The sequence below is a fragment of the Citrobacter sp. CRE-46 genome (genome assembly GCF_059615875.1).
The window spans coordinates 1,478,657-1,500,804 of the sequence record NZ_CM184341.1 but is presented as its reverse complement, the minus strand read 5'-3'; the positions used below and the strand labels follow the sequence as shown (position 1 = coordinate 1,500,804).

18 protein-coding genes are annotated in these 22,148 nt (G+C 54.1%); 6 read left to right on the top strand and 12 right to left on the bottom strand.

The window, feature by feature from the left end:
- Positions 1-3: 3 nt before the first annotated feature.
- The 4 genes from eutQ to maeB all read right to left on the bottom strand — a co-directional run bounded on the left by eutQ (position 4) and on the right by maeB (position 3,949).
- Entirely contained in the window at positions 4-705 is a 702-nt protein-coding gene (eutQ, locus tag AC534G_RS07070; protein WP_110497212.1) for an ethanolamine utilization acetate kinase EutQ, read from the bottom strand.
- Positions 683-1,162, bottom strand: coding sequence for an ethanolamine utilization acetate kinase EutP (gene eutP / locus AC534G_RS07065; protein ID WP_003037998.1), 480 nt, complete (start codon positions 1,160-1,162; stop codon positions 683-685). Before eutP ends, eutQ begins: the two co-directional genes overlap by 23 nt.
- Before the next feature lie 12 nt (positions 1,163-1,174).
- Complete coding sequence (gene eutS, locus AC534G_RS07060; RefSeq protein WP_003037995.1) at positions 1,175-1,510, bottom strand: ethanolamine utilization microcompartment protein EutS; 336 nt, start codon at positions 1,508-1,510, stop codon at positions 1,175-1,177.
- A gap of 159 nt (positions 1,511-1,669) precedes the next feature.
- Positions 1,670-3,949 carry an NADP-dependent oxaloacetate-decarboxylating malate dehydrogenase gene (maeB, locus tag AC534G_RS07055; RefSeq protein WP_110497209.1) on the bottom strand — a complete coding sequence of 760 codons (2,280 nt, stop codon included), beginning with the start codon at positions 3,947-3,949 and terminating at the stop codon, positions 1,670-1,672.
- Between the two features lie 279 nt (positions 3,950-4,228).
- Here maeB and tkt point away from each other — a divergent pair, with 279 nt between their 5' ends.
- Positions 4,229-6,223 carry a transketolase gene (tkt, locus tag AC534G_RS07050; RefSeq protein ID WP_069324480.1) on the top strand — a complete coding sequence of 665 codons (1,995 nt, stop codon included), beginning with the start codon at positions 4,229-4,231 and terminating at the stop codon, positions 6,221-6,223.
- Here tkt and AC534G_RS07045 read toward each other — a convergent pair.
- The 3 genes from AC534G_RS07045 to aegA all read right to left on the bottom strand — a co-directional run bounded on the left by AC534G_RS07045 (position 6,213) and on the right by aegA (position 10,002).
- Entirely contained in the window at positions 6,213-7,256 is a 1,044-nt protein-coding gene (locus AC534G_RS07045) for a DUF1176 domain-containing protein (RefSeq protein WP_069324479.1), read from the bottom strand. The genes tkt and AC534G_RS07045 overlap by 11 nt on opposite strands.
- Before the next feature lie 123 nt (positions 7,257-7,379).
- Positions 7,380-7,955, bottom strand: a complete 576-nt coding sequence (gene nudK, locus AC534G_RS07040) for a GDP-mannose pyrophosphatase NudK (RefSeq protein WP_110497207.1) — start codon at positions 7,953-7,955, stop codon at positions 7,380-7,382.
- 67 nt (positions 7,956-8,022) lie between these two features.
- Positions 8,023-10,002, bottom strand: coding sequence for a formate-dependent uric acid utilization protein AegA (gene aegA / locus AC534G_RS07035; RefSeq protein WP_110497206.1), 1,980 nt, complete (start codon positions 10,000-10,002; stop codon positions 8,023-8,025).
- 263 nt (positions 10,003-10,265) lie between these two features.
- Here aegA and narQ point away from each other — a divergent pair, with 263 nt between their 5' ends.
- Positions 10,266-11,963, top strand: coding sequence for a nitrate/nitrite two-component system sensor histidine kinase NarQ (gene narQ / locus AC534G_RS07030; protein ID WP_087856429.1), 1,698 nt, complete (start codon positions 10,266-10,268; stop codon positions 11,961-11,963).
- A 184-nt stretch (positions 11,964-12,147) separates the two neighbouring features.
- A complete protein-coding gene (gene acrD, locus AC534G_RS07025) occupies positions 12,148-15,261 on the top strand; it encodes a multidrug efflux RND transporter permease AcrD (RefSeq protein WP_069324476.1) in 3,114 nt (1,037 codons plus the stop codon).
- A gap of 75 nt (positions 15,262-15,336) precedes the next feature.
- On the opposite strand, the gene ypfM is transcribed toward acrD, so the two are convergent.
- Positions 15,337-15,396 carry a protein YpfM gene (gene ypfM / locus AC534G_RS07020; protein WP_001386977.1) on the bottom strand — a complete coding sequence of 20 codons (60 nt, stop codon included), beginning with the start codon at positions 15,394-15,396 and terminating at the stop codon, positions 15,337-15,339.
- 388 nt (positions 15,397-15,784) lie between these two features.
- On the opposite strand from ypfM, the gene AC534G_RS07015 reads away from it, so the two are divergent.
- The 3 genes from AC534G_RS07015 to AC534G_RS07005 are packed head-to-tail and all read left to right on the top strand — an operon-like array spanning position 15,785 to position 17,497.
- Positions 15,785-16,141, top strand: a complete 357-nt coding sequence (locus tag AC534G_RS07015) for an ArsC family reductase (protein WP_110497204.1) — start codon at positions 15,785-15,787, stop codon at positions 16,139-16,141.
- A gap of 3 nt (positions 16,142-16,144) precedes the next feature.
- A complete protein-coding gene (gene dapE, locus AC534G_RS07010; protein WP_038642554.1) occupies positions 16,145-17,272 on the top strand; it encodes a succinyl-diaminopimelate desuccinylase in 1,128 nt (375 codons plus the stop codon).
- Between the two features lie 27 nt (positions 17,273-17,299).
- Positions 17,300-17,497: a hypothetical protein gene (locus AC534G_RS07005; RefSeq protein ID WP_069324474.1), complete on the top strand. Its 198-nt coding sequence runs from the start codon at positions 17,300-17,302 to the stop codon at positions 17,495-17,497.
- A gap of 103 nt (positions 17,498-17,600) precedes the next feature.
- Here the strand turns inward: AC534G_RS07005 and ypfH are convergent, their stop codons facing one another.
- The 4 genes from ypfH to purC all read right to left on the bottom strand — a co-directional run bounded on the left by ypfH (position 17,601) and on the right by purC (position 22,109).
- Complete coding sequence (gene ypfH, locus AC534G_RS07000; protein ID WP_110497202.1) at positions 17,601-18,299, bottom strand: esterase; 699 nt, start codon at positions 18,297-18,299, stop codon at positions 17,601-17,603.
- A 73-nt stretch (positions 18,300-18,372) separates the two neighbouring features.
- Entirely contained in the window at positions 18,373-20,388 is a 2,016-nt protein-coding gene (locus AC534G_RS06995; protein WP_110497200.1) for a tRNA(Met) cytidine acetyltransferase TmcA, read from the bottom strand.
- 15 nt (positions 20,389-20,403) lie between these two features.
- Positions 20,404-21,267 carry a KPN_02809 family neutral zinc metallopeptidase gene (gene ypfJ, locus AC534G_RS06990; protein WP_085049253.1) on the bottom strand — a complete coding sequence of 288 codons (864 nt, stop codon included), beginning with the start codon at positions 21,265-21,267 and terminating at the stop codon, positions 20,404-20,406.
- 128 nt (positions 21,268-21,395) lie between these two features.
- Complete coding sequence (gene purC, locus AC534G_RS06985; RefSeq protein WP_003835086.1) at positions 21,396-22,109, bottom strand: phosphoribosylaminoimidazolesuccinocarboxamide synthase; 714 nt, start codon at positions 22,107-22,109, stop codon at positions 21,396-21,398.
- Positions 22,110-22,148: the final 39 nt, after the last annotated feature.

Below are 22,148 nucleotides of genomic sequence, written 5' to 3'. Positions count from 1 at the left end.
GCCTTAGCAGGACTGCCAGTTCGCAGGCCAGGCCACATACAGAAACTTCACCGTCGATGGCGTACCAAATTCAATGCTGGAGCCTTTCGGGATAAACATGACGTCCCCGGCTTTAGCAATCATGGTTTCGCCTTCGTGACGAACGTGCAGCTCGCCTTCCAGAATCATGTCAATTTCGTCGTAGTTCAGCGTCCATGGGAAAAAGGCGTTATCCCACTGCATGAACCCGGCGGCCATGCTGCTACCGTCCTGGTCAGTCACCAGGTCGGTTAAGCCAACGCAGTGCGGTTGCGCGCCGTCAAAACGCCCAAACTTCACGCTGCTACCGTCGATGACTTTGACGCCGCCTTTGCCGGTGACCGATTTAAAGCTCGGCTGCATTCCGCCCTGCTCCAGCGACTGTTTCTCCTTCATGACTTTGTCCATCAGCTGCGCGACCAGGCTTTCGGTAAATTGCCCTTCGGGCAATTGTGCAATGATGGTTTCACGAATGCGCTGGCTCTCCGTTTTGCCATCAATCGCCGCTGGCGCAGCAGCGGCGGCAGTTGGCGCGGATTCGTCGCATTCACGGATAGTGACGCCCAGCAGCTCCGCCACTTCGCGTGCCTCCGGGGTGATGATGCTGGCGCGCAGAACAACCGACATTTCCTGTTCACCGCGTGCGTGGGCCGCACGAATATCGTTAGCTGTGATGAGTTTTTTCACCTGCCCTTTCCTCCTTTTGGCTGAGCTCAGTCAGATAATCCACCAGGTGCTGCACGCTGCGCGGGTCATGGCTATTGAGCTCGAAAATCGGCTCCTGAAACCCCATCCCGCGAAGTAGTTGTCGCGTTGCGGCGACGTCGGCATCCGGCATGTCCGTTTTGCTGATAACGGCGATTTGTCGTTTACTGGCGCCGATATCCAACAGCCCGGCAGGTAAGCGACTTTCTTTATCATTTGCCGCGTGTATATAAATCAACGTATCGACATCCTGCAGCGTGGTAATTAAGGCGTGGTACCAGCGCGGATGGCTAAAATATTCTCCCGGCGTATCGATATCGCCATTTTCATTAAACTCAACGGCCTGTGTTTTTCTGGCGAGGGAATAATTCCCCTGTAGCGCATTAAAGAGCGTTGTTTTCCCCGCGCCCACCGTACCGACAAACGCAATACGTTTCATCGCCGCCTCTGATTAACTTTTTGTCAGGTTGCACAACGTGAAATTTAATAACCGACCCAGACCGCTCACCGTCTGTAATAGCGCTTCTTCTACCGCGCCTACCGAGCCATAAATCACCAGTGCCCCGCTGAATCTATCGAGAAAGCCGATATGTACATCCGCCGCCTTCATGGCTAAGTCACCGGCAATCATCGCGGTTTCGCCTGGCGTCAGCGTCATAATGCCGATGGCGCCCGCCTCGGGAACGCCGATCTTTTTCGCCAGTTCTTCGCCAGGGTGCGCAATGAGATGCGCCAGCGTGACCTGTTTCCCCGGCACAAATTCCTGAATGATGCGTTCTTTTTCCATTGCTCACCGCCTCCGCTGAAACTGCTCTCATCGTGGCAATTTTTTGTCAGAGTAAATAACAAAATTCGGCAACCAGGTTTAAAAGGTGAAGTGGATCACTAAGAAAAGGAAAATAAAAAGGCGCGGGAGATACCCGCGCCAGAAATAATTAAAGTGAAATTACAGCGGCTGTGTTTGAGCTTCTACAACGGCCAGCGCCACCATATTAACGATACGACGAACAGAGGCGATCTGCGTTAATACGTGCACCGGTTTCGCTACCCCCATCAACACTGGGCCGACCGTTACGCCTTCGGAGCTGGAAACACGTAGTAAGTTGTAACTAATACGAGCAGCCTCCATATTCGGCATCACCAGAATATTGGCTGAGCCTTTCAGTGGGCTATCCGGCATACGGTCGTTACGGATACTTTCCACCAGCGCGGCATCACCGTGCATTTCACCGTCAATCATCAATTCTGGCGCACGCGCCTTAATCAGCGCCAGTGCTTCACGCATTTTGCTGGCAGACGGACAATTTGATGAGCCAAAGTTGGAATGTGACAGTAATGCCACCTTCGGTTCGATACCAAAGCGACGCACGGTTTCTGCCGCCATCACGGCGATTTCAGCCAGTTGCTCCGGCGTTGGGTCATCGTTGACGTAGGTGTCGGCGATAAAGGTGTTACCGCTTGGCAGCAGCAGTGCGTTCATCGCCCCGGCTGTATGCACGCCATCACGGTGACCAAACACCTCTTTCACCACGCTGAAGTGCTCATGATAGTCACCAATCGTACCGCAGATCATCGCATCGGCTTCACCGCGCTGCACCATGATCGCGCCGATAACCGTAGTGTTGGCAATCACCGCACGCTGCGCCTGCTCCTGGGTAATACCACGGCGCTTCATGATCTGGTAGTACTCGTTCCAGTACTCTTTAAAGCGCGGATCGGACTCATTGTTAACGATTTCAAAATCGACGCCGGCTTTGATCTGCAGTCCCAGTTTCTGGATACGCATTTCGATCACACTCGGACGACCAATCAGGATCGGCTTCGCCAGACCTAAGGTGATCAGCTCCTGAGTCGCATGCAGCACACGCGCCTCTTCCCCTTCCGTCAGCACCACACGCTTCGGCGCTTTACGTGCCAGGGAGAAAATCGGCTTCATGAACAGGTTGGTTTTGTAGACAAATTCGGTCAGCTTATCGATATAAGCGTCAAAGTCAGCAATCGGACGCGTTGCCACACCGGAGTCCATCGCCGCTTTTGCTACCGCTGGGGCGATTTTAACAATCAGACGCGGGTCGAACGGTTTAGGGATGATATATTCCGGGCCAAAGCTCAGGTCCTGGTCGCCATAGGCGGAGGCCACCACTTCGCTCTGCTCGGCGTGCGCCAGCTCAGCAATGGCGTGTACCGCGGCCAGTTTCATCTCTTCGTTGATGGCGGTAGCGCCGACGTCCAGCGCGCCACGGAAGATGAACGGGAAGCAGAGAACGTTGTTAACCTGGTTCGGATAGTCGGAACGACCGGTACAAATGATAGCGTCCGAGCGCACCTCTTTTGCCAGCGGCGGCAGGATTTCCGGTTCCGGGTTGGCAAGTGCCAGGATCATCGGCGCACGCGCCATCTTCTTGACCATTTCCTGGGTCAGCACTTTGGGACCGGAGCAGCCGAGGAAAATGTCTGCACCGTCAATCACGTCATCCAGCGTACGTTTACCGTCATCCACTACCGCGTAAGCCGCTTTGGTTTCCGCCATGTTCGGTTCGCGGTCTTTGTAAATCACGCCTTTGGAGTCGCAGACCACAATATTGTGTTTCTGCATCCCCAGCGCCACCAGCAGGTTCATACAGGCAATCGCCGCCGCACCTGCGCCAGACACCACCATGCGTACGTCAGAGATATTTTTCTCTACCACCCGCAGACCGTTAAGAATTGCGGCGGTGCTGATGATCGCCGTGCCGTGCTGATCATCATGGAATACCGGTATATTCATACGCTCGCGCAGTTTTTGCTCAATGTAGAAGCATTCCGGCGCTTTGATGTCTTCGAGGTTGATGCCGCCAAACGTTGGCTCCAGGGCCGCCACGACATTGATAAATTTATCCGGATCAAGCTCATCCACTTCGATGTCGAACACGTCAATCCCGGCGAATTTCTTAAACAGAACGCCTTTTCCTTCCATCACCGGTTTGCCAGCCAGTGCGCCGATATTGCCAAGGCCCAGCACCGCTGTACCGTTGGAGATAACCGCAACCAGGTTGCCGCGCGCGGTATATTTGTAGGCCGCCAGCGGGTCCTTTTCAATTTCCAGACACGGCGCTGCAACGCCTGGCGAGTAGGCCAGAGCAAGATCGCGCTGTGTTGCAAGAGGCTTGGTCGGAGAAACCTGAATTTTACCTGGTACTGGAAATTCGTGGAAATCGAGGGCGCTTTGTTTTAACTGGTCATCCATCTTGTTGTTCCTTTCACGTGTCGATCAAAAAAGTGGCGCGGGTAACCATGCTACGAGCCGCACATTATCACCTCAGTCAGCGGCCCAAACTTTGAAGGTCCCCAAACTCTCGCCATTCAAAGAAAGAATTTGTTATCAACTTATAACAGCCATGTTACCTGCTTAATCCAGCAATGCCATGCTTGTCTGCTATGCTTTTTGCGTGTGCAGCCCGCAATTTTCCCAAAAGTGTGAATTAACACACGCATCTAACGCTTTACTTTTCAAGGAGTATTTCCTATGACCCGTAAAGAGCTTGCCAATGCCATTCGTGCGCTAAGTATGGATGCCGTACAAAAAGCTAACTCAGGCCACCCCGGCGCACCAATGGGAATGGCCGATATCGCCGAAGTACTGTGGAATGATTTCCTCCGCCATAACCCGACCGATCCCACCTGGTACGATCGTGACCGGTTTATTCTGTCCAATGGTCACGCTTCAATGCTGCTTTACAGTCTGCTGCATCTTTCCGGCTACGATTTGCCGTTAGAGGAGTTGAAGAACTTCCGCCAACTGCATTCGAAGACGCCAGGGCACCCGGAAATCGGCTACACGCCGGGCGTGGAAACCACCACCGGCCCGCTGGGTCAGGGTTTAGCCAACGCGGTTGGCCTGGCGATTGCCGAACGCACGCTGGCGGCGCAATTTAACCAGCCGAATCATGAGATTGTTAACCACTATACCTGGGTGTTTATGGGCGACGGCTGCCTGATGGAAGGGATTTCCCACGAGGTTTGTTCCCTGGCGGGAACCCTGGGACTGGGCAAACTGATCGGCTTCTACGATCACAACGGCATCTCGATCGATGGCGAAACCGACGGCTGGTTTACCGACGATACCGCAAAACGCTTTGAGGCCTATCACTGGCATGTGGTGCATGAGATTGATGGTCATGATCCTGAGGCGGTGAAAAAAGCGATTCAGGAAGCGCAGGCTGTTACCGATAAGCCATCGCTGATTATCTGCCGCACGGTGATTGGTTTTGGCTCACCGAATAAAGCCGGGAAAGAAGAAGCGCACGGCGCCGCGCTGGGTGAAGAAGAAGTGGCGCTAACCCGACAGAAGCTGGGGTGGCACCATCCTGCTTTTGAGATCCCCAAAGAGATTTACCGGGCGTGGGATGCACGGGAAAAAGGTGAGAAAGCGCAACAGGCCTGGAACGAGAAATTCGCGGCGTATCAACAAGCACACCCGCAGCTGGCGGCTGAATTTACCCGTCGAATGAGCGGCGGGCTACCGGAACAGTGGGAAGAAACGACCCAGAAGTACATTACCGACTTACAGGCTAATCCGGCCAAAATCGCCACCCGTAAGGCCTCGCAAAATACCCTGAACGCCTACGGGCCGATACTGCCTGAACTGCTTGGCGGCTCAGCAGATCTGGCACCGAGCAACCTGACCATTTGGAAAGGATCTACGTCGCTTAAAGAGGATCCCGCCGGAAATTACATCCACTATGGCGTGCGGGAGTTTGGCATGACCGCGATTGCCAACGGTATCGCCCATCACGGTGGCTTTGTGCCGTACACCGCCACGTTCCTGATGTTTGTCGAATATGCCCGTAATGCCGCGCGCATGGCGGCGTTGATGAAGGCCAGACAAATCATGGTTTATACCCACGACTCGATTGGTCTGGGGGAGGATGGTCCTACGCACCAGGCCGTTGAACAGCTCGCCAGCCTGCGTCTGACGCCTAATTTCAGCACCTGGCGACCGTGCGATCAGGTTGAGGCGGCAGTAGGCTGGAAGCTGGCGGTCGAACGCCATGACGGGCCAACGGCGCTAATCCTCTCCAGACAAAATCTGGCGCAGGTTGAGCGTACACCTGAACAGGTGCAGCAGATTGCCCGCGGGGGATATGTGCTGAAGGACAGCGGCGGTAAACCGGATGTTATTTTGATTGCTACCGGTTCAGAAATGGAAATCACGCTGCTGGCGGCGGAAAAACTGACCGGTGAGGGTCGTAACGTGCGTGTGGTTTCTCTGCCCTCGACCGATATTTTTGACGCTCAGGATGAGGCGTACCGGGAATCGGTCTTACCGGCAAACGTCAGCGCCCGGGTGGCGGTGGAAGCAGGCATTGCCGATTACTGGTACAAATATGTCGGTCTAAAGGGGGCAATTGTCGGCATGACCGGTTATGGAGAATCAGCTCCGGCAGATAAATTGTTCCCGTTCTTCGGCTTTACGGTAGATAACATCGTCGCCAAAGCGCATAAAGTGCTTAACGCGTGATCCACAATGTGGGCCAGGCATCTGGCCCATGCCAGTTATCGCAACTTGGTTCCTGAGCATAACGCGCCAGGCGAAACCGCTGTCCGTCGTAGCGCCAGCGCGTCTGGATACCGCAATCAGCCAACCCTCGTCCTTTGGCGAGGGTGACCAGTTCCCGCGACTTCTCGTCAAACGTGGCGTTGGTCAGTTCCATATCCCGACTTTCGGCATCCGTTTTAAATGGCAGACTCAAACGGACGGCACTGGAGGTTAACGGTTTTGCGCGTGAAACAATCCACGCCAGATCGATGGTGTTATACGCCCCGGCTTCACAGCCGATCATCAGTAGCGCTTTGTCATCTGTCAGGGCCGTGACGCGCATCTCGCGACGCAGTGGATCGATCGAGCAGCGAATACCATTGATGCGCCAGTTACCATAATCCAGCAGCTCACTGCGCTCTTGCTGCGTTAAGGGCGTTGGCGTTGGGTTAATGACAGCCACACCTTTCAGGGCCGGGGCTGGCGGTACGCTGAGCGGCGGCTCATCACCTTTTTCGATCCAGGCGGTTTCGCTCCCCACGCGTTTTTGCTGGGCGTCGATAAACAGCAATGCGGCTTTTAATCCGATCAGTGAAAGATTCTGCGCGCCTTTTTGCAGGGTTATTGCCTTCGCGTCCTGTACGGTTTGTAAAAATGCGCTAATAGTGACCGGATCATCGGTCATCAGTTGCCAGGGGGTAATACGCCAGTGCTCACCGCTAAGCACAAGCGGTGCGCCATCCAGTAACAGGCGCGGCGCAATTTCGCTCTCTTTAGCATGGGAAGGCTCCAGCCCTCCCAGTTCAATACGCAACACCGCATCGGTGTGCGCCCCGGCGCTGCGGCTGAGGGTCATGACCAGGCCGTGATGTTCTCCGGTATTGCGCGCCACGCAAAAATTCTGGTTATTACACGTCACCTGCCAGTCAGAAAACGCCTGCTGCGCGGGCGCGGCCCACAGCAAACGGACGGGAATCAGCCCGAGCAGAAAAATGAAAATGACGCGATAGCGCATGGACGGTACAACCCCGGAATTAAAACACACAGCCTAAGCGGTATCTTCCTTGCGCGACTGATGTGGCTCAATAAGAATCGTCGGATTGGCCGTCTATTTGTAAAGAAATATTAATACTCAGGGTTAATCCATAAGGTGCGACGACTGCAGGTAGTTCAACAACAGCACCGTTTTGCCGTCACGGATCTCACCCGTTTTAATCATTTCCAGCGCCTGCGTGAACGGCAACTCCAGAACCTCAATATCTTCATCTTCAACACCGCCGCCTGCATTTGCCCGCTGACTGTCGCTGTATTGCGCGATAAAGAAATGGATCAGCTCCGTCACGCCGCCCGGCGACATGTAGAGTTCGAACAGTTTACGCACTTCCCCCACTTCATAGCCGGTCTCTTCAATCGCCTCTTTACGAATACACGCTTCTGGTTCGTCGTTATCCAGTAGTCCGGCGCAGGTTTCAATCAGTTGGCCGTCTTCGTTACCGTTGACCCAGGTCGCGACGCGGAACTGACGGATGAGCACCACGGTTTTCTTCTCCGCGTTATACAGCAGAATTGTGGCGCCGTTGCCGCGATCGTAAACCTCGCGCTTGTGACGAATCACCTCACCGTTACTTCGGGCCAGATCATAGGTAATATTGCGCAGGATGAAGTAGTTATCAGAAAGGACTTTATCTTTGATGAGGGTAATTTTTTGCGACATACCGGCTCCACGGCGAGAAGTGAGAAATAATACTACGCCGTGAAACCGGGTTTGTCTTGACCTTCGGCTAGTGAGATTTGACTGATTTTACGCCCAGCCAGTCGACGATCCCTTGGGCAGCATGCCGCCCTTCAGCCATCGCCGTGACCACCAGGTCCGCACCGCGTACCGCATCTCCGCCGGCAAAGATTTTCGGGTTACTGGTTTGATAACGGTACGCGCTCTCAACGTTGGCGGCAATGCGTCCCCAGTTATCGACCTTAACGCCATGCGCCTCCAGCCACGGCATACCGTGCGGGTGGAAACCAAACGCCATGATCACCGCGTCTGCGGGCATAACAAACTCACTCCCGGCGATCGGCACCGGGCGTCGACGCCCATTCGCGTCCGGCTCGCCAAGCTGGGTACGTAAGAAACGCACGCCACTGACTCGTCCATCGGCATTCAACACCAGCTCAACCGGCTGGACGTTAAACTCAAAGTTCGCCCCCTCTTCGCGCGCGTTTTTCACCTCTTTTTTCGAACCCGGCATGTTGGCTTCATCACGACGATAGGCGCAGGTAACCTGGCTTGCCCCGTGACGCAGCGCGGTACGCACGCAGTCCATCGCCGTATCGCCTCCGCCCAGCACCACAACGTTCAGCCCGGCGGTATCGATAAACGGTTCTTCAGGCAGTTCATCCAACCCCATCACCTGTTTGGTGTTGGCAATCAGGAACGGCAGCGCATCATAAACGCCCGGCGCGTCTTCATTCGGCAGGTCCGCCTTCATAGAACGATAGGTCCCCACGCCCACAAATACGGCATCGTACTCTTCCAGCAGCGTCGCCAGCGCCACATCCCTACCCACTTCACAGTTAAGTTCGAAATGAATGCCCATGGCGCTGAAGATTTCACGGCGACGCGCCAGCAGCGTTTTGTCCAGCTTGAAGGCCGGTATGCCAAACGTCAGCAAACCGCCGATTTCAGGATGGCGATCGTATACGGTGGCGCTAACGCCGTTTCGCGCTAACACATCCGCACAGGCCAGGCCTGCCGGACCCGCGCCGATAATCGCGACGCGCCTATCCACTTTCTGTACGTGGCTTAAGTCCGGTCGCCAACCTTTGCTCAGCGCCCGGTCAGAAATATAACGCTCAATATTACCGATAGTCACCGCGCCATGCTCGTTACGCACCGTGCATGCCCCTTCGCAGAGCCGGTCCTGGGGACACACGCGCCCGGTCACTTCCGGCAGGCAGTTGGTCTGATGAGAAAGCTCAACCGCCGCGTCGATGTTCCCGGCTTTGACCAGTTCTATCCACTGCGGAATATGGTTATGCAGTGGGCAGGTCCATTCGCAAATACTGTGGTCGCCGCATTTCAGACAGCGGGATGCTTCCCGCTCCGCCTGCGCCGTGCGAAACGGCAGATAGATCTCTTCAAAGCTGGTTTTTCGGGCTTCAATCGCCAGCTTATCTGGCTCACCACGCGCAGGCGTCGCCTGCATTTGCTCACGTTTGGTGATGGCATCCTGAACAAAATCGGTAGCGCTACTGTGCCAGGGCTGACTCTCCAGACTGGCTGTACGCAGTCTGCGCGCTTTTGACAGGCCGGTAAGCGCGTTTTCCGTCACCAGCTGTAACGCCTGTGCCGGACAGTTTTTCACGCAGGCGGGGCCTTCTTCACGCCCCTGGCACAAATCGCATTTATGCGCTGTCGCTTTCACCTTTCCTTTAGCCACGGGAGTGAGTACGATCTGCATCGTGCCAAAGGGACAGGCCACGACGCACGATTTGCAGCCAATACACTTTTGCGGGTTCACCTGCACGCTGTCGTTATCATGGCTGATTGCCCCGTTTGGGCAACTTCTGGCGCAGGGGGCGTCTTCACAGTGGTGGCAGGTCACCGCACTGCGCTGTTGCTGATGCTTGATGACGGTAATTCGGGGCTGAAAATGCCGCGGGCTCAGGACATGCTGCTCGCCATTGTGGGCCATGACGCAAGCGACCTCACAGGCATGGCAACCCAGGCACTGCTGGCTATTGACCATAATAAAACGATTCATGGCTTCCTTCTTTTTTGGTTGCAAAAACCTTATTCTTTATATGACTGTTGTTATTAACCGACACGGAAGGAAGCGGCAATGTTCATTTGCCCAGGAAGCACAACTATTTATCCAGAACCTGTGGCAGATCAATTTATTTCATCGCATATGAAATTGTGTTTCAGTTACCATCCAGTTTCATGGCGTTTTATTAACATTTATCAAATACACCGTATCGTTCGGGCTGTATCAAGGCGCGACGTGTATTGTGTGAGGATGCACAAGTGACGGTAAAGCGTCCGGTCTCGGCCAGCCTGGCCAAGGCTTTTTTCTACATCGTGCTGTTGTCGATTCTCTCAACGGGTATTGCGTTGCTCACGCTGACCAGCAGCTTGCGGGATGCTGAAGCCATCAACGTTGCTGGCTCATTGCGCATGCAAAGCTACCGTCTGGGTTACGATCTGCAAAGCCAAAGCCCGCAGCTTAATGCCCACCGCCAACTTTTCCAGCAGGCGCTAAACTCGTCGGCATTACAAAATCTGAATGCGTGGTATGTACCGCAAGCGGTGAAAAGTCGCTATGGACGACTGCATGCAAACTGGCTGGAAATGAACGCCCGTCTGATCGATGGCGATTTAAAATGGTACCAGGCCAATATCAATAACTATGTCGATCAAATCGATCTCTTCGTGCTGGCGTTGCAACATTACGCCGAACGCAAAGTGATGCTGGTTTTTGGTATTTCGCTGGCAGGCGGGATTGGCATATTCACGCTCGTCTTCTTTACCCTGCGGCGCATTCGCCAGCAGGTGGTGCGGCCGCTAAATAAGCTGGTAATGGCCAGCCAGCATATTGAGCACGGTCAGTTTGATATCCCACCGCTGGATACCGGTTTACCCAACGAACTGGGGCTGCTGGGCAAGACCTTTAGCCAGATGTCGAGTGAATTACACAAGCTGTACCGTTCACTGGAAGCCTCGGTCGCAGAGAAAACCCACGATCTCCACGAAGCCAATCGCCGTCTGGAGGTGCTGTATCAGTGCTCTCAGGCGCTCAATACCAGTCAGATTGATGTGTACTGCTTCCGCCATATTTTACAGATTGTCCGCGAACATGACGCCGCATATTTCCTGGAGCTTACCGTCGGTGATAACTGGCGGATTAGTGAAGGGAGCAAAAGCCCCGAGCTGCCAATGCAAATCCTGCCGGTCACGATGCAGGAAACCGTCTACGGCGAACTGCACTGGCAAAGTCCAAACGTCAATGCCTCGACCCCGCTGCTCAACAGCGTATCTTCTATGCTGGGACGCGGGTTGTACTTCAACCAGGCGCAAAAACATTTTCAGCAGCTGTTGTTAATGGAAGAGCGCGCGACCATTGCACGCGAACTGCACGACTCGCTGGCGCAGGTGCTCTCTTATCTACGCATTCAGCTCACGCTGCTGAAGCGCTCGATTCCAGAGGATAACGCTCCGGCGCAAAGTATTATGGCGGATTTCTCTCAGGCGCTGAATGATGCCTATCGTCAACTGCGCGAGCTGCTGACCACCTTCCGTCTGACCTTACAGCAGGCCGATTTACCCTCCGCCCTGCATGAAATGCTGGAAACGCTGCAAAATCAGACCTCAGCTAAACTGGTGCTCGATTGCCGGTTGCCTACGCTGGCGCTGGATGCGCAAATGCAGGTGCATCTGCTGCAGATTGTTCGTGAAGCGGTGCTGAACGCAATTAAGCATGCTAACGCAACCGAAATTGCCGTCAGTTGCGTCACCGCGCCGGATGGCAATCATACGGTTTATATTCGCGATAACGGCATCGGCATTGGCGAACCGCATGAGCCTACCGGGCACTATGGATTAAATATTATGCGTGAGCGAGCGGAAAGACTGAGCGGCACGTTGACCTTCTCGCAGCCCTCCGGTGGGGGAACGCTGGTAAGCATCAGTTTTCGTTCGGCTGAATCCGACAGTAAGCTAACGTAAAGAACCGCAAAGCGCCGTCGGGTCTGGATCCAGATCTGACGGCGCTGGCACAAAAGGTATGCTGTAAACGGGCATGATAATTTACATTATCTTCTTTTTTTCTCCACGTTTGCCCCGTACCTTGCCGCTAAAGTGAAGCAAGTCATACCCATAACGATACGCAGAAACACGAGGTCCCCTTTTAATGGCGAATTTTTTCATCGATCGCCCCATTTTTGCCTGGGTGTTAGCTATCCTGTTGTGTCTGACAGGAGCCCTGGCTATTTTTTCGCTACCCGTTGAGCAATATCCCGATCTGGCCCCGCCCAACGTGCGGGTAACCGCCAACTATCCTGGTGCATCTGCACAAACGCTGGAAAACACCGTGACCCAGGTCATCGAGCAGAATATGACCGGTCTCGATAATCTGATGTATATGTCATCACAGAGCAGCGGGACAGGCCAGGCGACGGTTACGCTGAGTTTTGTCGCCGGGACCGATCCTGATGAAGCTGTACAGCAGGTGCAAAACCAACTGCAATCGGCAATGCGTAAGCTGCCGCAGGCGGTACAGGATCAAGGGGTCACGGTACGCAAAACCGGGGATACCAATATTCTGACCATCGCCTTCGTCTCTACCGATGGCTCCATGGATAAGCAGGACATCGCCGATTATGTGGCGAGTAATATTCAGGACCCGCTCAGTCGTATAAACGGCGTGGGGGATATCGACGCCTACGGTTCACAATACTCCATGCGTATCTGGCTCGACCCGGCCAAACTTAACAGCTTCCAGATGACCGCCAAAGATGTGACCGACGCTATCGAGTCACAGAATGCGCAGATTGCCGTCGGCCAACTTGGCGGCACGCCTTCAGTGGACAAACAGGCGCTGAATGCGACGATTAATGCCCAGTCGCTGCTGCAGACTCCGGATCAATTCCGCGATATTACTCTGCGCGTTAACCAGGATGGTTCGGAAGTTAAACTGGGCGACGTGGCGACGGTCGAAATGGGGGCTGAAAAGTATGATTATCTCAGCCGCTTTAACGGTAATCCCGCCTCCGGTCTGGGCGTGAAGCTGGCCTCCGGCGCCAATGAAATGGCAACGGCAACGCTGGTTATTAACCGCCTGAACGAGCTGTCGCAATATTTTCCGCACGGGCTGGAATATAAGGTGGCGTATGAAACCACCTCCTTCGTAAAAGCCTCAATTATCGACGTGGTAAAAACGCTGCTGGAAGCGATCGCGCTGGTATTTTTGGTCATGTACCTGTTCCTGCAAAATTTCCGCGCCACGCTGATTCCCACCATCGCCGTTCCCGTCGTGCTGATGGGTACCTTCTCCGTGCTCTACGCCTTTGGCTATAGCGTGAACACGTTAACCATGTTTGCGATGGTGCTGGCGATCGGCCTGCTGGTGGATGACGCCATTGTGGTAGTGGAAAACGTCGAGCGTATTATGAGTGAGGAGGGCCTCTCACCGCGTGAAGCCACGCGAAAATCGATGGGACAAATCCAGGGCGCGCTGGTCGGTATCGCCATGGTACTGTCGGCGGTGTTTATCCCAATGGCCTTCTTCGGCGGCACTACCGGGGCTATTTATCGCCAGTTCTCGATTACCATTGTTTCCGCGATGGTGCTATCCGTTCTGGTGGCGATGATCCTCACCCCTGCGCTGTGCGCCACGCTGCTTAAACCGCTGCATAAAGGCGAACAACACGGGCAGACCGGTTTCTTCGGTTGGTTTAACCGCATGTTTAACCGCAATGCCGAACGCTACGAAAAAGGCGTTGCCCGGATCCTGCATCGCAGCCTGCGCTGGATCCTGATCTACGTTCTGCTGCTCGGCGGTATGGTCTTTCTGTTCCTGCGTCTGCCGACTTCCTTCCTGCCGCTGGAAGACCGCGGAATGTTTACCACCTCGATACAGCTCCCCAGCGGCTCCACCCAACAACAAACGTTGAAAGTGGTAGAGGAAGTAGAGAAGTATTACTTCACCCACGAAAAAGACAACATCATGTCGGTCTTTTCCACGGTAGGATCCGGCCCCGGCGGGAACGGACAAAACGTGGCGCGTATGTTCGTGCGTTTAAAAGACTGGGATGAGCGTGACACCACCACCGGGACCTCCTTCGCCATCATCGAACGCGCGACCAAAGCGTTTAATAAGATTAAAGAGGCTCGCGTCTTCGCCAGCAGCCCTCCAGCCATTAGCGGCCTCGGAAGTTCGGCTGGTTTTGATATGGAACTGCAGGATCACGCCGGCGCGGGCCATGACGCGTTAATGGCCGCACGCGACAAGCTGATTGAGCTGGCCGGGAAAGACGCGTCCCTCACCCGCGTTCGTCATAACGGACTCGACGACAGTCCACAATTGCAAATTGATATCGATCAGCGCAAAGCCCAGGCGCTGGGCGTGTCCATTGACGACATCAACGACACATTGCAAACGGCCTGGGGCTCCAGCTACGTTAACGACTTTATGGACCGCGGCCGCGTGAAGAAAGTCTACGTCCAGGCGGCAGCAAAATACCGCATGCTCCCGGACGATATCAACCTGTGGTACGTTCGCAATAATAGCGGCGGCATGGTGCCTTTCTCGGCCTTTGCCACCTCGCGCTGGGAAACCGGCTCACCGCGCCTGGAGCGTTATAACGGCTATTCTGCCGTCGAGATTGTCGGTGAAGCCGCGCCCGGCGTCAGTACCGGTACGGCGATGGACGTGATGGAGTCGCTGGTCCGCCAATTGCCGACCGGATTTGGCCTGGAATGGACGGCGATGTCTTATCAGGAACGACTGTCGGGTTCTCAGGCCCCTGCCCTGTACGCCATCTCTCTGCTGGTCGTGTTCCTGTGTCTGGCGGCGCTGTACGAGAGCTGGTCGGTGCCCTTCTCCGTCATGCTGGTCGTGCCGCTGGGGGTTATTGGCGCGCTGCTGGCCACCTGGATGCGCGGTCTGGAAAACGATGTGTATTTCCAGGTCGGGTTATTAACCGTTATCGGACTCTCAGCGAAGAACGCGATATTGATTGTTGAATTCGCCAATGAGATGAACGAGAAAGGACACGATCTGCTTGATGCCACGCTGCATGCCTGTCGCCAGCGCTTACGCCCGATTCTGATGACGTCGCTGGCGTTCATCTTTGGGGTGTTGCCGATGGCCATCAGCAATGGCGCAGGTTCCGGCGGTCAACATGCGGTGGGGACCGGCGTAATGGGCGGGATGATTTCAGCCACAATCCTGGCAATTTACTTCGTTCCCCTGTTCTTTGTGCTGGTCCGTCGACGCTTCCCATTGAAGCCACGCCCAGAATAATCGGACACAAAAAAGGCGACTTACGTTGAGTCGCCTTTTTTTATCCTTTGCAGGATATGAATTTCTTCCAGAAAATTATTTACGAAGCATGACTTCGATAAAGTCTTTCCAGTTCCCCAGTTCACGTTCAATCATAACAACCTCTCTTATTATTATGAGCATTCTACGAAATCATCATCATCAAAAGAAGATCATTTAACCGATGGTTGTGATTACATCCTCCCGTGTTTGGGGTATATGTGATCACTATGCGCTAAACCCATAAATTTTATGTGACTTACTGCAACATTTTGAAATATTCATACATCATCTACTACTTTGACAATTCTGATGGAAAAACAGGCTGATGCAAACAGGCAAATTCTGATTTTCATTTATACGATAGTTTTGGAACTTTCAGGAATCATTATTCACCCTTGTTCAACAATGTTATATTTCTCTATAACGCCTGAATGACAATATGTATTATTCATGTTCACAAAACATAGGCATAAATATTCAAATTCCATCAATAAGGATTCAGATGATTACTCTCTACGGCATTAAGAATTGCGATACGATTAAAAAAGCCAGACGCTGGTTAGAAGAACAAGGGATCGACTACCGCTTCCATGATTATCGCGTCGACGGCCTGGACAACACGCTATTACAGTCCTTTATCAGCGAATTAGGTTGGGAGCCGCTGCTCAATACGCGTGGAACCACCTGGCGAAAACTGGATGAAGCCACGCGTAGCCAAATCACTACTGCGGACGCAGCCGCCGCGTTGATGATTGAAATGCCTGCAATTATCAAACGCCCATTGCTCTGCAAGCCGGGTAAGCCTATGCTGCTTGGTTTCAGTGATTCCAGTTATACGCAGTTTTTTAATGAGGTGTAATCTATGTCGTGCCCGGTTATTGAGCTGACTCAGCAGCTTATTCGCCGTCCTTCTCTGAGCCCGGATGATGCCGGGTGCCAGGCGTTAATGATTGAACGCCTGCGCGCGGTAGGTTTTACCGTTGAGCGAATGGATTTTGGTGACACACAGAATTTTTGGGCATGGCGCGGTAAAGGTGAGACTCTGGCGTTTGCCGGTCACACTGACGTAGTGCCTGCCGGCGATGTCGATCGCTGGATTAATCCGCCGTTTGAACCGACCATTCGCGATGGCATGTTGTTTGGGCGTGGCGCTGCCGATATGAAAGGTTCGCTGGCGGCGATGGTCGTGGCCGCAGAACGCTTTGTCGCCCAACATCCTAATCATCAGGGCCGCCTGGCATTCCTGATAACCTCTGACGAAGAGGCCAGCGCCAAAAATGGCACCGTGAAGGTGGTTGAAGCGCTCATGGCGCGGAACGAACGCCTCGATTATTGTCTGGTTGGCGAGCCGTCCAGCACGGAAATCGTTGGCGACGTGGTGAAAAATGGTCGTCGTGGTTCACTGACCTGCAACCTGACCATTCACGGCGTGCAGGGGCACGTAGCCTACCCGCATCTGGCTGATAACCCGGTACACCGCGCAGCACCTATGCTCAATGAACTGGTGGCGATCGAGTGGGATCAGGGTAACGAGTTCTTCCCGGCGACCAGCATGCAGATTGCCAATATTCAGGCAGGAACCGGCAGCAACAATGTTATCCCGGGTGAGCTCTTTATTCAGTTCAACTTCCGTTTCAGCACCGAATTAACCGATGAAATGATTAAAGCCAGGGTGCTGGAACTGCTGGATAAACACCAACTGCGTTATACCGTCGACTGGTGGCTCTCCGGTCAGCCGTTCCTGACCGCACGCGGTAAACTGGTGGATGCAGTAGTGAACGCCATTGAGCACTATAATGAAATTAAACCGCAGTTACTGACTACAGGCGGGACATCCGACGGGCGTTTTATTGCCCGCATGGGGGCACAGGTAGTAGAGCTTGGGCCGGTCAATGCGACCATTCATAAAATTAATGAATGCGTTAATGCCGCCGACCTGCAACTGCTGGCCCGTATGTATCAACGTATCATGGAGCAACTCGTCGCCTGATGAGTGTTCCTGTAAGAGGAAATGAGCATGGACTGGCTGGCAAAATACTGGTGGATTTTAGTGTTGGTGTTTCTGGTAGGCGTATTGCTGAACGTGATTAAAGATCTCAAGCGTGTCGACCCTAAGAAATATCTCGCCAATAAGCCGGAGCTTCCCCCGCATCGTGACTTTAACGATAAGTGGGACGACGACGATTGGCCAAACAAGGATCAACCGAAGAAATAATTTCCAGGCCGATAAGTTCCGTAGGCCCGGTAAGCATTAGCGCTACCGGGTATTAAGTGCCGGATGGCAACGCTTCGCGTTTTATCCGGCCTACTGTGATCAATCAGATCATCTCAATCACATCATCATCGTGAGGCTTACCACCGCTCAGCGCTTCATCAAAGTAGTGTTTCGGTACGGTAAAACGCAGATGATCGAGCGCAAACTGCATGCTGTGTTCATCAATGGCGTGCCCCAGATTTTCGACGATATCCAGCGTCACATCTCCACCGGCGCGAATTAACGCTTCCTGCGCAGCAACGGCGTGAGATAACTCAATCACCCGGTCTTCACCGCCGTGAATCAAATGTACCGTCGTAGCCGTGGTTGCAACCTCTGGTAAGGTGGCGTAGCGACCATTGAAGGCGATGACCCGCGATGCCAGCCCCGGCTCGGCTTTAATACTCTCAAGCGACATAATCGCCCCCTGAGAAAAACCAATCAGCGCGGTAGCCTGCGGTGAAACGCCGCTGTGTTTTTGCCAGTAGCGCACGGTTTCAATAAAGACCGGCATAATGGCGTCAACACGCGCCTGCCGGTTCTCCTCCGTTACGCCCTGAACCGAAAACCACTGACGTCCGGAAGCAGAACCATAAGGCTCAGCCCCGCCAATGCTGACGATGAGCGCATCCGGAAACAGCGGTGCAAACCAGGAGCCGATTTCGCCCATGGCAACCGGGTTATCGCCGACGCCATGAAACAGCAGCAGTAGCTGTTGAGCGGGTTTATCAGGACTTTGAACAACAAAATGGTCATGTTTCATGGCGATCTCCTTAACTGATGAGAATCATTCTACGCCGCTTAACCGCAATGACCATGTCAGTAAATTGAAGAAGTTAGTGAAAATTTTGCCATTGCATAATGCGATTTTGTAGCCGCTGTATACGTTCAGCATCCAGCTGCTTTAACGCCTGCACCGCCTCGGCCCGCTGAACGACCAGCAGTGCTTTACGCCCGGGGATCTTCAACTGCTGGCACAATTCGGCATCGCTGCGTTTAGCCTGTAAGCGGCCCCGCAAGGCCGGGAGAGGTAACTCGCTGTGCTGAAGCAGACGAGTCAGACAGCCAAGCGACGTCAGTAATGGCCGATGGGCGAAGGCAAATCCGGCCAGATCATTCCAGTCATCCTCATTAAGCGTAGACTCTTTCAACGGGGCCAGCGGAATGCCCTCACCGTTCCACTGCGTAAGGATCTCCGCATCACGCCGCAGACGCAGGTGTTCGCGCCCGGCGAGGCGTTTTCCCGCTTCGCTAATGGGCAGTAACGCCATGGCGGTATAGCACCCGCTGCTGGCTTCGCGGTGATTGCCCATTCGCACCAGAACAAAACCACAGCGCTGCCAGAAACGCCAGAGTTCGACCGTATACCCAAAACTGACTGACAGATAGTCACATTGCGTGGAGTAATGCCGGGCCTGCATAATCAACTGCTGCCCGATACCTTCTCGCTGGCGAGCAGGATGAACCGCAATTCGGCTTACCCGCCGTCCAATGAGCGTTGCCGCCAACGGATCACCGCCGTGCGCCGCCAGTGACTGTGCAACCAGATTTCCTCGTGGTCGGCGATATCCTGCCCAAACGGCCTGGCTTAATTCCGCAGACAGTCCCCCTTCATCCACCAACCAGACGGCGCCCGCCACCGAGTCTGCACACGATGCCTGGAGAAAATGCTGGCCAGGCGCGTCCATCATTCGCCGCAGATCCAGTGGCGAAGTGCGATAGTGCGCCCCGGAAAGCAGTTGATATACCGCTACCGGCAGCGCCGGGTTGTCATGCCAGGACTGTTGTCCAAATGCACTGAAATGGAGATCGCCCGACGGGGCATGCGTAAACGTTTCGTCGTCAAACAGCAGCGCATCGCTGACGATTTTCTCCAGCGGACATCCCAGCGCCCAGCGTACGGGCTGTTGTAACTCAAAACGTCGAAGATGGGGAAAGCGGGCGCAGAATTTCAACAAGAAGCCTCTGCCGGTTCCCTCATAGCCCTGAACGGTGGTGGTTAATAGCGTGCGGGGAAAACGCGCGACTAACTGATGCAGTAGCGGCGCGGGGATTGCGGCGGCTTCATCAACGATAAGCCAGTCTGCGGTTGCAGAACTGCTTAACAACGCGTCCGGAGCCATAAAACGGTAACGTTCTGCGGCAAATTGCGCCAGCACATCGGTTGCCGCTTTGGCTGGCGCGGTAACAATAGCAGTCCCGTTGATACGTGCAATCAGTTGCCCCGCCAGCGCGGATTTTCCCCGACCACGCGCGGCCGTCACGGCAACCACGCCAGAAGGCATAGTCAGTAACTGCGATAAAATCAGCGCCTGTTCAGGCTGAGGTTCACCGGTTGCCGCGTGCCAGTCGGCGCGAGCAGCAAAGTGGGGATATGTAGCAGGCTGATGCTGCTGCCAGTGCAAAGCCTGTCCATCACGGGAAATGACCCGTTTGACGTGTTCAACAAAATACGGCGTTGGAATCGGGTCAGCGCAGTCACTCCAGCGCAGTGAATCCGCGTCAGGATGCGTGTGCCAGCTATGCCAGGGGGGAGTCAGCAACACCAGCCAGCTGCCGGCGATCAGCGTGCCGCTTAAGGCGGCAAACGCCGCAGCGTCAAATCCCTGCCCGGCGTCAAAAACTGCATGATGGAATTCACGCCCTAGTAATGTTTGCAGCGCCTGCGGCGTACAGTTCGGCTCAGCAGGGGCTTGCGCCCCTACCCATAGCCAGTCACCGGGTAACGCGTTGCGTAGCGCTAATGCTTGCGCCTGACGCCAGCTATCCTCGCCGCTGATAACCAGCAGACGGCGGATGCCTTCGCGGGTCATCTGTTCAGTTAACGCCCTCAGCGCCGTGTTATCAGACATCCCTGCCTCTGTCTCTTAAATGCCTTTTCCAAAAGTATTGCACTGCCCCGGATCGCCACTGTCAAAGCCGCGTTTGAACCAGGTAAAGCGCTGTTCAGAAGTTCCGTGGGTAAAACTGTCCGGTACAACGCGGCCTTGTCCTTGCTGCTGCAGGCGATCGTCACCGATAGCTTGCGCGGCGTTCAGCGCCTCTTCCAGATCGCCGGACTCCAGCACGCCCTGCTGCTGCATACTATGGCCCCAGACGCCGGCAAAGCAATCCGCCTGCAGTTCCATACGCACGGAAAGACGGTTCACTTCAGCCTGTGAGGCATTCTGTTGCATCTGACGAACTTTCGGTTCAATACCCAGCAGTTTCTGCACGTGGTGGCCCACTTCATGGGCGATAACATAGCCCTGAGCAAAATCACCATCGGCGCCCAGCTTGTTTTTCATATCGTCGTAGAAGGAGAGGTCGATGTACACGGTGCCATCCGCCGGGCAGTAAAACGGGCCCATCACGGACTGGCCTGCGCCGCATCCGGTACGCGTAGCGCCTCGATACATCACCAGCTTCGGCTGTTGATAGGTCCGGCCCATTTTTTCAAACTGCTGTCCCCAGGTATCCTCCGTGGTGGCCAGAATCACCGAGGTAAATTTTGCCGCTTCATCATCATTTGGGCTGATGGAGTGTGATGATTGCTGTTGGGAAACGGGTTGACCGGTCATTAATCCGGTGAGATCCACGCCATAATAACCTGCGACCAGCACCACTATCAGCAGGATGATGCCGCCTTTACCACTGGGCAAACGAAAACCAGGCCCGCCCATAGAAGGGCCGCCGGAGCTGTTTCGTCTGTCTTCTACATTGTCACTTTCACGACGCCCTTGCCAGCGCATAATCACCTCAACTTTTTATTCATTATGATGATGATCGTAGGCGGTTCGGAACAGGATTACCATAAGAAACAGTAATCAAAATCGGCGAGATTGATGAGCCGGTGAGCGATCGCCGGCTCAAAGGGGAATTAGTCTAACTTGACACCCAGGCGATGCGCGACGGCTTCATAGGCTTCGATCAGACCGCCCAGGCTCTGGCGGAAGCGATCTTTGTCCATTTTATCCAGTGTTTCTTTGTCCCACAGACGGCTACCGTCCGGTGAGAATTCATCGCCCAGCACCACTTCACCTTTATACAAGCCAAACTCAAGTTTGAAATCGACCAGAATCAGGCCCGCATCATCAAACATCTTTTTCAGCACGTCGTTCGCTTTGTAGGTCAGCTCTTTCATACGCGCCAGATTCTCTTTGCTCACCCAACCAAAAGTTTCGCAATAGGAATCGTTAATCATTGGATCGTGCATAGCATCGTTTTTCAGGAACAGATCAAACAGCGGCGGATTCAGTTCAATACCTTCCTCAACGCCTAAACGCTTAACCAGTGAGCCCGCCGCGCGGTTACGCACCACACATTCAACCGGTACCATCTCCAGTTTTTTCACCAGACATTCGGTATCGGAAAGCAGTCGCTCCATCTGGGTAGGAATGCCCGCTTCTTGCAGTTTAGTCATAATGAAATGGTTGAACTTATTATTCACCATGCCTTTACGGTCAAACTGTTCAATGCGCGCGCCATCCCCTGCTGACGTATCATTGCGGAATTCGAGCACCAACAGGTCCGGGTTTTCCGTGCTGTATACGGTCTTCGCTTTACCACGATACAACTCAGCTTGCTTTTGCATCTTTATTACTCCTGGGTGTGAATTAACGATAAATATTGC